This is a genomic window from Kitasatospora sp. MY 5-36 (assembly GCF_001182915.1).
GTDB lineage: Bacteria > Actinomycetota > Actinomycetes > Streptomycetales > Streptomycetaceae > Kitasatospora.
The window spans coordinates 1-10,201 of sequence record NZ_LFVW01000421.1 but is presented as its reverse complement, the minus strand read 5'-3'; the positions used below and the strand labels follow the sequence as shown (position 1 = coordinate 10,201).

Sequence of the window (10,201 nt, the reverse complement as noted above, 5' to 3'; positions counted from 1 at the left end):
TGCTCGGCGACCCGCCGGTGCTGCTCTTCGACGAGCCGCTCAACGGGCTGGACCCGGAGGGCGTGCTCTGGGTGCGCGGACTGTTCCGCCGGCTCGCCGCCGAGGGGCGGACGGTCTTCGTCTCCAGCCACATGATGGCCGAGATGGAGCACACCGCCGACCGGCTGGTGGTGATCGGGCGCGGCCGGCTGATCGCGGACGAGAGCCTCGCCGAGTTCTCGGCCCGCAACGCGGTCTCCTCGGTGGCCGTCCGGGGGCCCGAACTCGCCTCGCTGGCCGGGGTCCTGCGCGCGGAGGGGGCCGAAGTACGGCTGACGGAGCCGGGGTTCGGGACCGTCACCGGGATGCCGGCCGAACGGATCGGCGAACTCGCGCTGCGGCACGGCGTGGTGCTGCACGAGCTGGCCGCCCGGACGTCGTCGTTGGAGTCGGCGTTCATGTCCCTGACCGCCGACAGCGTCGAGTACCTGGCAGGAGAAGCCCGATGAGCAGCATGGCCCTTGATTCCACCGGTTCCGGCGGTTCCACCGGTTCCGTCGCCGAGCCGGCCCCCCGGTTCCTCGACCTGCTCGCCGCCGAGTGGATCAAACTGCGCTCGCTGCGCTCCACCTACTGGGTGCTGGCGCTGGCCTCGCTGGTGGCGATCGCGGTCAACGTGAACGCCGTCCACACCGACCTGACGTACATCGACCACCCGCCCGCGCCGATGCCCGGGCGCTCGCCGTACACCTACGACCCGCTGTTCCACGGCCTCGGCAGCATCGCGAACGACCTGATGGCGGTCGCGGCCGGCAGCCTCGGGGCGATCACCGTCTTCGGCGAGTACACCACCGGCCTGATCCGCACCACCTTCGCCGCCGTCCCGGACCGGCGCGGCGTGATCGCGGCCAAGGTGCTGCTGATCGGCGGGATCACCGCGCTCGCCGGGCTCGTCGTCTCGGCGGTCTCCTTCCTCACCATCAACGCGATGCTGGCCTCCCGGCACGTCGGGCTCTCCATCACCGACGAGGGCTGCCTGCGGGCCGTGCTCGCCTACGCGGCGATCGTGCCGGTCTGCGCGCTGATCGGGATGGCGCTGGGCGCGCTGCTGCGGCACGCCACCGCCTCGATCGTGTCGCTGGTGATGCTGATGTTCATCCTGCCGATGATGTTCGGCGGGGACCGCTACCAGTGGCTGAAGGAGATCGGCACCCATCTGCCGCTGGCCACCGTGCAGCGGCTCACCATCACACCGAACTCCAGGACCACGATGGGGAAGTACGCGCCGAGCGTGCTGGACTCGTGGATCACCATGGGGGTGTGGGGCGCGGTGGCGGTGGCGGTGACGGTGGTCGTGGTGCGGCGGCGGGACGTGTGAGGTATCGGGGTGCCCCAGGCCTCTGGTCGCCCCGGGGCGTCGGGTCACCCCAGGCCGAGGCGCCGCGCCGTCGCGGCGGGCAGCGGGTACGGGCGCTCGGGCGGCAGCAGCCGCTGCGCCTTCGCCGCCTGCCCGCCGCGGACCAGCGCGGCGATCCGCTGCACCTGCGGGGTGAGGTCGGTGAGCCCGACGACCCACTCCTCGGCGTAGCGGCGGACCAGCGACCGGCCGACGCCCACCTGGATGCTGTAGTGGTTCAGCGCCGCCCCGCGCAGCGACCGCTCCGGGTCCCACTGCACGTGGACCTCGGCGCGGGCCACCTCGTCCGGGTGCGCGGTGGTCAGGACGGCGCGGGCGAGCGCCTCCTCCCAGCCCTCCCGGGTGATCCGGACCGCCAGCACCCTGGTCTGGCCGGGCTTCTGCGCCCAGTTGCTGCGGTGCATCAGCCAGCGGAACGAGGGCTTGATCCACGTCATCCGGTGGAAGCCGAACGGCGCCGTGAACCGGCCCGCCGCCAGCGCCGCGTCGGCGATCGCCGACGGGTAGGCCTGGTAGAGCACGATCGTCCGCCCGTCGTGGTCGGCCCGGATCTCGCGCAGAGCGGTCATCCCGCGCCACCCCCTTCCGCCCCGGCACGCTGCCCGCCCGGCCACGCTGCCAGCACCGACGGCACGGCGCAACGGGATTAGGGCACGCCAACGGGCGCGGCGCTACGGCCCCCGGGGTCAGGCCGCGGCGGCGCCCGCCTTGGTGCGGAAGGCGCCGAGGGTGGCCGCCGGGACGCCGCAGGAGGGGAGGAAGGAGGCGGCGCCGCCGTGGTGGGTGCGGACGCGGTCGAGGAAGACGGACATGGCCTCGGCCGGGGCCTCCAGGAGGGGCGCGGGGATGGTCAGGTTGCGGCCCCGGGAGTCGGTGACGCGGGAGGTGGTGCGGTCGTTGAGGGCGGTGCGGTGGCGTTCGGCGAGGCCCGCGAAGATCTGCGGGAGGGCGTCGGCGGTGCGGGTGTAGTCGGCGACGATGTGCTCGGCGGGGACGCCGAGGAGGTCCAGCAGGAGGGCGGTCAGCAGGCCGGTGCGGTCCTTGCCGGCGGCGCAGTGCAGCAGGACGGCGCCGGGGCGGACGGTGGCGTCGACGGCGGCGGCCACCGCGTCGGGCGCGGACTCGGCCAGCAGGACGTAGAAGTCGCCCAGGTCGGCGGCGGTGGCCATGGTGCCCATCCGCGCGGTGAGGGCGTCGGTGGCGGGGTTCACCGGGGCGGCGACGACGGATATCCCGGCGGCCTCGGCGGCGGCCCAGTCGGCGGGGTCGGTCTCGCGCGGGTCGCGCAGGTCCACGATGGTGCGGATGTCGCAGCCGCGCAGCTGGGCGACGGTGGCCTCGTCGGCGGCCGGGAACGGCTGGGCGGAGCGGTACAGCACACCGGGGCGGACCCGCCGGCCCTCGGGGTCGCCGAGGGCGGCGGCGTCGCGGAAGTTGACCAGGGACATGCGGGAGGCCTTTCGGTGGGGCCGCACCCGGGAGGAGACGGGGAGATCCGGAGGCGGAGACATCTAGACGTCTAGATGTGTAACCCCTCGGGGGGCCGCCGGGCAAGCCTCGGTGGCGCGGGTCTCGCCGACGCGGGCCTCGATCGGTACATCCTTCTATCCCACGCCCATCGCCCGCCCACGGCGACCCGGGGGCCGCGGTGTCCCGTATGGCACGGCGCCCGGGCGGCCCGAGCGGTGACGAGGGGCACAGGCGGCACGGGCGGCCCGAGCGGCGCAGGCGGCACGAGCGACGCAGGCAGGCCGGGCGGCCCGGGCGGGCTCCGTAGGATCGGGCCCGTGGCGACGAACCCCCCGGACACCCCGAGCTCCCCGAACACCCCGGTGTACCGCCGCCTGGCCCGCCGGCTCCAGGAGCGCGTCGACGCCGGCGCCTACCCGCCCGGCACCCGGTTGCCCAGCGAGCCCGAGCTGAGCGCCGAGTTCGGCGTGAACCGGCTGACCGTACGGCAGGCGGTGGCGGAGCTGGAGCGGGCCGCCGTGGTGGAGATCCGCCGGGGCGTGGGCACCTTCGTCCGCCCGCCCGCCGTCCGGGTGTCGATCGCCGTGGACCCGCGCAGCCAGCGCTTCGACCTCGGCAGCGTGCCCACCGCGCTGCCGAACGACGAGTCCACCGACGGCGAGTTCGTGGTGGCCGCCCCGCCCGTCACCGGCTCGGCGCAGGACGCGGAGGCGGCCCGCCAGCTGAGCCGCACTCCCGCGGAGCTGTCCCGGGTGGACTCGGTGATCCGGCTGGGCGGGCGGGCCCGGGCGGCGTGCAGCTACTGGGTGCCGTTCGGCCCGCTGCCCGCCGAGCTGGTCCGGCCGGGCCGCCCCGGGAACCTGGTGCCGGACCTGGCGCGGGCCGCCGGGGTGGAGCTGGAGTACGACTGGCGGGCCTTCGGCGCCGTCGGCGCGGACCTCGCGGACGCCGAGCTGCTGGGCGTCCCGCCGGGCACCGCGCTGCTGGTGCGCGAAGGGGTCAGCTGCACCCCGGACGGCGCTCCGGCGCTGTACGTACGGCGGCGGATCGACGGCAGCAGCGCCCGCTTCGTCCTGCACTTCCGGGACCGGTAGCGGGGGCCGCCGCGGCGGGCGGCAGCGTCCGGTGGCGGGGGCCTCCTCGGCTGGTGGCAGGGGCCGCCGCGCCCGTTCCCGGCCGGAGCGCCCCTGATAAATTCAGCGCCGAAATACCGGGCCGCACGGGGGTTGGCAGGACAGGGTGACCGAGGAGATCGACTACGACATACCGACCGAGCTGGCCGAGGTCTACCTCGTGCTGCTCGCCGACGTCTCCCGCACCGGCCGGCTGCTGCGCCGCGAGGAGCTGGAGCGCCTGCGAAGGCTCGGCGAGCACTGCGCCGAGGCCGGGCACGGGCTGCGCGAGGTGGTCGCACACTGCCTGGCCGCGGCCCGGCGGGCCTGGCAGACCCTGCCCGGGACGACCTCCGCGAGCAGCGTCACCGAACTGCGCCGGACCGGCGACGCGGTACTGGCCGCCACCGACGCCGCGCTGGCCGCGCTGGGCGAGGGCCACGAGCGGGCCCAGCGCCTGGCCGTCCGCCAGGAGGAGGCCGCCCGGCGGGAGTTCATCGACGACCTGCTGTTCGGCCGCAGCGACCTCGGACTGCTCGCCGAGCGCGCGGAGCGGTTCGGGCTGCGGCTGGCGGGCGCGTACACGGTGGCGGTCGCGGTCGGCGACGAGCCGTTCGCGGACGTCCATCCGCTGGTGCACCGGGTGGAGCGGGAGCTGGCCGGGCGGTTCGGCGAGCGGGACGTGCTGCTGGCCAGCAAGGACGGCCGGCTGGTGTGCATCGCCCCGGACTCCGAGCGGGCCGTGCTGGAGGCCTTCGCCGAGCTGACGCTGCGCCCGGGGAGCGGCCGCGGCTACCAGCCGGTCCGGCGGGTGGCCACCGGCCGCCGGCACTCGGGGCCGAGCGGGGTGCTGCGCAGCTACGAGGAGGCGCTGGACGCCCTGGACTACGCGCAGCGGCTGGGCCTGCCCGCCCGGCAGCTGCGGGCCGAGGAGCTGCTGGTCTTCCCGGTGCTGATGCGCGACCGGTCGGCCATGGCCGACCTGGTGCGCACCGTGCTCGGCCCGCTGACCGAGGCGCGCGGCGGCGCCCGTCCGCTGCTGGACACCATCGCGGTGCAGGCGGAGGCCGCGTACGTGAACGCGGAGGCGGCGCGCCGACTGGGCCTGAGCGTGCGCACCCTGGGCTACCGGCTGGAGCGGATCAAGGCGCTCACCGGGTACGACCCGGCGGACGCGCTCCAGCGTTTCACCCTGGAGACGGCGGCCATGGGGGCGCGGCTGCTGAACTGGCCGGAACAACCGCTGTAGTGCGTGGGACTACCGCTGTAGTGCTCGGAACAACCGTTGTAGTGCGCGGAACTACCGCTGCGGTGCGCGGCGTTACCGCCGTGGTGCGCTGGACTACCGCCGTAGTGCGCGGCACGACGGCCGTAGTCCCCGCCGCCCAGGGAAGGGCCGCCGCGGTCCCGCCGCGCGAAACCCGCGCGGCGCCGCTGCGACCGTCCGGCGCCCGTCCTGTTGCCTGGTTGTTGCAGTGTCACGCGGGCCGCGTGTACCAGGGTGTCAAGAGGGCGTAAAGATTGCCGGATCCTGGCAATGTGCGACGGGCCCCGGCGCTGTCATGATCTCCCCGGTGCCGAAGCGCGGCGCCGGTGGAGAGGCGGGGGAGGGTGGCCGGGATGGGGGGATTCTTCGCGGCCGCGCTGGCCTTTCCGACGGCGCTGTTCAGCTTCGCGCTGGTGGTGGTGGTCGGGTACTGGTTGCTGATGCTGTTCGGCGGCCTCGTTCCCGGCGCCGTGCACGGGGGGCACGACGCCGGGCACCACATGGACGTCGGGCACGCTGGGCACCACCTCGGTGCCGAGCACGGGGGGCACGTCGGACACGGGGGGCACGGTGCCGGGGGGCACGGTGCCGACGGGGGACCCGACCGGCCCGGGGAGGGCCACCACACGGGCGTGCTGGACGCGCTGGGACTGGGCGGGGTGCCCGTGACGGTGGCGGTGTCGCTGCTGGTCGCGCTCGCCTGGTTCGTCAGCCTGGCCGGCACCGTCCTCACCTCGGGGGCGCCGGCGCGCGGCGGCGTGTTCGTCGTCGCGCTGGCCGCCTCCTGGGCGGGCACCCGGGTGCTCGTCCGGCCGCTGTCGCGGCTGTTCCCGCAGGACCGGCCGGCCACCCGGGGGGACTTCGTCGGCCGGGTCTGCGTGATCCGGACCGGCCGGGTGACGGCCGACTTCGGGCAGGCCGAGGTCACCGCGGAGGACGGCTCCACCGCGACCGTCCAGGTCCGCACGGCGGAGCCCGAACCGGGCCTGACGGCCGGGCGGACCGCCCTGATCTTCGACTACGACGCCGTGGGCGAGCACTTCCTGGTGGCGCCCTTCGAGCCGCCGTCCACCGGCGTCTGATCCCCGGCCTCCCGTTCCCCGGCCGGCCCTCCGCCACCGCACGTCCCTTTCGCACCACCTCTTCCCATCGACTCCTCGCACCACCTCTTCGCTCCAACTCGCCATCTCGTCAAAGGACTCCGTGATGGACACCATCGCCGTGGGTTTCGGCGTGCTCGTCGCCGTCGTGCTGCTCATCCTGCTCGCCATGCTGCTGTTCGTGGGCCGCCTGTTCCAGAAGGTCGAGCAGGGCAAGGCACTGATCGTCTCCCGGACGAAGAAGGTGGACGTGACCTTCACCGGCGCGATCGTCCTCCCGGTGCTCCACAAGGCGGAGTTGATGGACATCACCGCCAAGACGGTGGAGATCCACCGGGCCGGCCGGGACGGTCTGATCTGCCGGGACAACATCCGCGCGGACATCCGGATCTCGTTCTTCGTCCGGGTCAACAAGACCGTCGAGGACGTCATCAAGGTCGCGCAGTCGATCGGCACCGCCCGGGCCAGCGATCCGCAGGCGATCCAGGAGTTCTTCGCCGTCAAGTTCGCCGAGGCGCTCAAGACCGTCGGCAAGCAGCTGGACTTCACCGACCTGTACACCCACCGGCACGAGTTCCGGGACCAGATCATCGCGGTCATCGGCACCGACCTCAACGGCTACACCCTTGAGGACGCGGCGATCGACCACCTGGAACAGACCCCGATGAACCAGCTGGACGCCGACAACATCCTGGACGCCCAGGGCATCCGCAAGATCACCGAGCTGACCGCGATCGAGCACGTGCGCACCAACGAGTACCAGCGCACCGAGGAGAAGGAGATCACCCGGCAGAACGTGGACGCCCGGGAGGCCGTCCTGGAGCTGGAGCGCCGGCAGGCCGACGCCGAGATCCGCCAGCGCCGCGAGATCGAGACCCTGCGGGCCAAGGAGGACGCGGTGATCGCCCGGGTGCAGGAGGAGGAGCGGCTCAACGCCCAGACCGCCTTCCTGCGCACCGAGGAGCTGCTCGGGGTGCAGCGGGAGAACCAGGCCCGCGAGGTCGCGGTGGCGCAGAAGAACCGCGAGCGGGTGATCGCGGTGGAGAACGAGCGGATCGAGAAGGACCGCCTGCTGGAGGTCGTCGGCCGCGAGCGGGAGACCCAGCTCGCCACGATCGCCAAGGAGAAGGAGCTCGAGTCCGCCAAGCGCGAGGTCGCCGACGTGGTCCGCGAGCGGGTCGCGGTGGACCGCACCGTCGCCGAGCAGGAGGAGGCCGTCAAGACCCTGCGCGCCACCGAGGAGGCCGAGCGCGTCCGCAAGGCCGTCGTGATCCAGGCCGAGGCCGAGGCGCAGGAGAAGCTCGTCAAGGACATCAAGGCCGCGGAGGCCGCCGAGCAGGCCGCCACCCACAAGGCCCGCGAGGCGCTGGTGCTGGCCGAGGCCCGGCAGCAGGCCGCCGAGCTGGACGCGGCCGCCAAGATCCGGATGGCCGAGGGCGTCCGGGCGGAGGCCGCGGCCGAGGGCCTGGCCCGGGTCCAGGTCCGCGAGCAGGAGGCCGCGGCGGTGGAGAAGGTCGGCCGCGCCGAGGCCGTCGTCCAGGCGGAGAAGGCCAAGGCCGCCGCGCTGGAGATCGGCGGCCGGCTGAAGGCCGAGGCCGAGGGCCTGACCGAGAAGGCCGCGGCGATGGCCAAGCTGGACGAGGCCTCGCGCGGGCACGAGGAGTACCGGCTGCGGCTGGCCGCCGAGAAGGACGTCCGGCTGGCCGGGCTGGACACCCAGCGGCAGATCGCCGAGGCCCAGGCGGCGCTGGTCGCGGCCGGGCTGGAGAAGGCGAAGATCGACATCGTCGGCGGGGACTCGGTGTTCTTCGACCGGCTGGTGCAGTCGGTGTCGGCCGGCAAGAGCGTGGACGCCTTCGTCGCCCACTCGCAGACCGCGCAGACCCTGGCCGGGCCCTGGCTGGACGGGCGGGCGAGCTTCACGGACGACCTCACCCGGGTGCTCTCCTCGGTCTCCACGGCCGACGTGCAGAACCTGACGGTGTCCGCCCTGCTGATGAAGCTGATCGGCTCGGGGGCCGGCGACCAGGCCGGTCAGCTGCGCCAACTGCTGGAGTCGGCACGGAAGCTGGGCGTCGCGGAGACCCCGATCGGGGCGCTGGCCGGCGGGCTCGCCTCGGCCAACGGCTCCAAGTGATCCGCTGAGCGGGCACGCCGACCGCGCCCGCAGCCCCCACAGCGCCGACCGATTCAACCGCAGCAACCGAGTCAACTGAGGAACGTGACCGTGACCGTGGACGCCCTCGACGCCCGGCTCGACGCCGGCACCTACGAGGTCCTGCGCGACCGGCTCGCCCGAGCCGCCGCCGAACTCGCCGACCGGGCCCAGGCGTTGAACGCCCGCCGGGTCGCCGAGTTCGGCGGCGGGGAGCTGCGGCTGGCCGGCACCGGACGGCTCACCACCGACCGGGCCTGCCTGCCGCAGGACCTCACCGCCGCCGGCGGGCTGCTGCTGCTCGCCACCCGTCCGACCGAATCCGCCGACGGCGCCGGGGACTTCACCGACGTCCTCGGCCTGCACCACCCCGACCTCTCCCCCGCGCCCGCCGAGGGCACCCTGCTGGACGACCCGCGGCTGCGCCAGGACCTCGCCGACCTGCGGCGCTACTTCCGCGACGCCCGGCTGGAGCGGCTGCGCGCGGTGGACGGCCGGCTGCTCGCCGTCTTCCGCACCGGCCCGACCGCCGCCGACGTCCGGGTGCTGCGCTGGCGCCTGGACGACGGCCTCGCCGACGACGCCCAGCCGTCCTACCTGGACGGGCGCGGCGAACGCGACCACACCCCGGCCGACGGGCAGCAGCTGCCCTGGACCGCCCTCACCCGGGACGACCAGCTGCCCGCCGGCCCCGGCCGCCCGCCCCGCGCCGACCTGGCCGGCGAACTGCTCGTCGGCGTCGACGGCGGCCGGCTGACCATCACCGCCCCGGACGGCCGGGAGCTGCACCGCGAGCCGCTGGCCGAGGCCCTGCAGACCCTCGCAGACGCCCGGATCGCCCACGCCCGGCTCGGCACCCTGCTGCTGGTGCGCGTGCGCCCGTACCAGGAGGAGACCGAGCGGCACCTGGTGGTGCACCTGCCCACCGGCACCGTCACCCGGATCGACGCGCTCGGCCAGGCCTGCCTGCGGCTGCCCGCCGACCAGGGCGTGGCCTTCCCCGGCGGCTGCCACCTGGTGGACGGCACCGTGCGCACCTTCGACCAGCCGGTCGACGGCCTGCGCTACGAGCGCACCCTCCTCTCGCCCAACGGCGAGGACGTGCTGTACGAGTTCCGCTCCCCCGCCGACGGCCGCGCCCTGCTCCAGCCGTACAACAGCGTCCGCCAGGAGGCCGCCGCCCCGCTGCCCTGCCAGGGCTACGCTCTGCTCGCCGACGGCACCCTGATCGCGCTGCGCCCGGCCGAGGACGGGCCGACCCGGCTGCACCCCGTCCAGCTCTGGCAGACCCCGTTCACCAGCGAGCGCTTCGCCGCCGAACAGCCTTCCGGCAGCGGGCCGTTGGCCCGGATCGGCAACGCCGACCTGGTCCGCGGCCTGGCCGACTGCCTGGCCCTGGCCCGGCTGGCCGCGGCCGGCGCCGGCACCCCGGCCGGCCACCAGGCCGTCCTCGCCGCCTGCACCCGCACCGCCGACCGGCACCACTGGCTCGGCCAGGACGGCCTCGGCGACCTCGCCGCGCCGCTCGCCGAGATCCGCGACACCGCCCGGCAGGTCGTCGCCGAGTACGAGGCCGTCGCCCAGCTCACCGCGCACGCCGCCCGGCAGACCGACGAGGCCGCCGAGCACGTCGAGGGCCTGCTGCGCACCGCCCGCGGCGAGACCCTGGCCGACGCCGCCGAGTGGGTCGACCGGCTGGCC

General features: G+C 74.8%; 8 protein-coding genes and 1 pseudogene. 7 read left to right on the top strand and 2 right to left on the bottom strand.

The features are described from left to right. Positions 1-488 (top strand): annotated as a pseudogene (locus AE652_RS25270) (ABC transporter ATP-binding protein); the annotation flags it as partial. Continuing rightward, positions 485-1,357, top strand: coding sequence for an ABC transporter permease subunit (locus AE652_RS25265; protein ID WP_049655436.1), 873 nt, complete (start codon positions 485-487; stop codon positions 1,355-1,357). The pseudogene AE652_RS25270 and the gene AE652_RS25265, both read left to right, overlap by 4 nt. Positions 1,358-1,401: 44 nt before the next feature. Here the strand turns inward: AE652_RS25265 and AE652_RS25260 are convergent, their stop codons facing one another. Both AE652_RS25260 and AE652_RS25255 read right to left on the bottom strand, forming a co-directional pair. After that, positions 1,402-1,965, bottom strand: coding sequence for a DUF4291 domain-containing protein (locus tag AE652_RS25260; protein WP_049655434.1), 564 nt, complete (start codon positions 1,963-1,965; stop codon positions 1,402-1,404). Positions 1,966-2,082: 117 nt separating this feature from the next. Beyond that, a complete protein-coding gene (locus AE652_RS25255) occupies positions 2,083-2,844 on the bottom strand; it encodes a tyrosine-protein phosphatase (protein WP_049655433.1) in 762 nt (253 codons plus the stop codon). Positions 2,845-3,183: 339 nt separating this feature from the next. Here AE652_RS25255 and AE652_RS25250 point away from each other — a divergent pair, with 339 nt between their 5' ends. The 5 genes from AE652_RS25250 to AE652_RS25230 all read left to right on the top strand — a co-directional run. Further along, positions 3,184-3,960 (top strand): GntR family transcriptional regulator, encoded by a 777-nt coding sequence (locus tag AE652_RS25250; protein WP_049655431.1) that lies wholly within the window; start codon positions 3,184-3,186, stop codon positions 3,958-3,960. A 145-nt stretch (positions 3,961-4,105) separates the two neighbouring features. Next, positions 4,106-5,227, top strand: a complete 1,122-nt coding sequence (locus AE652_RS25245) for a CdaR family transcriptional regulator (RefSeq protein ID WP_234348527.1) — start codon at positions 4,106-4,108, stop codon at positions 5,225-5,227. Positions 5,228-5,598: 371 nt separating this feature from the next. Further along, entirely contained in the window at positions 5,599-6,327 is a 729-nt protein-coding gene (locus tag AE652_RS25240) for an OB-fold-containig protein (RefSeq protein ID WP_049655429.1), read from the top strand. A gap of 124 nt (positions 6,328-6,451) precedes the next feature. Further along, on the top strand, positions 6,452-8,482 hold the full coding sequence (locus AE652_RS25235) for a flotillin family protein (RefSeq protein ID WP_049655427.1): 2,031 nt from the start codon (positions 6,452-6,454) through the stop codon (positions 8,480-8,482). A gap of 84 nt (positions 8,483-8,566) precedes the next feature. Next, the coding region (locus AE652_RS25230; RefSeq protein ID WP_199823140.1) for a DNA repair ATPase at positions 8,567-10,201 on the top strand (1,635 nt) is incomplete at its 3' end.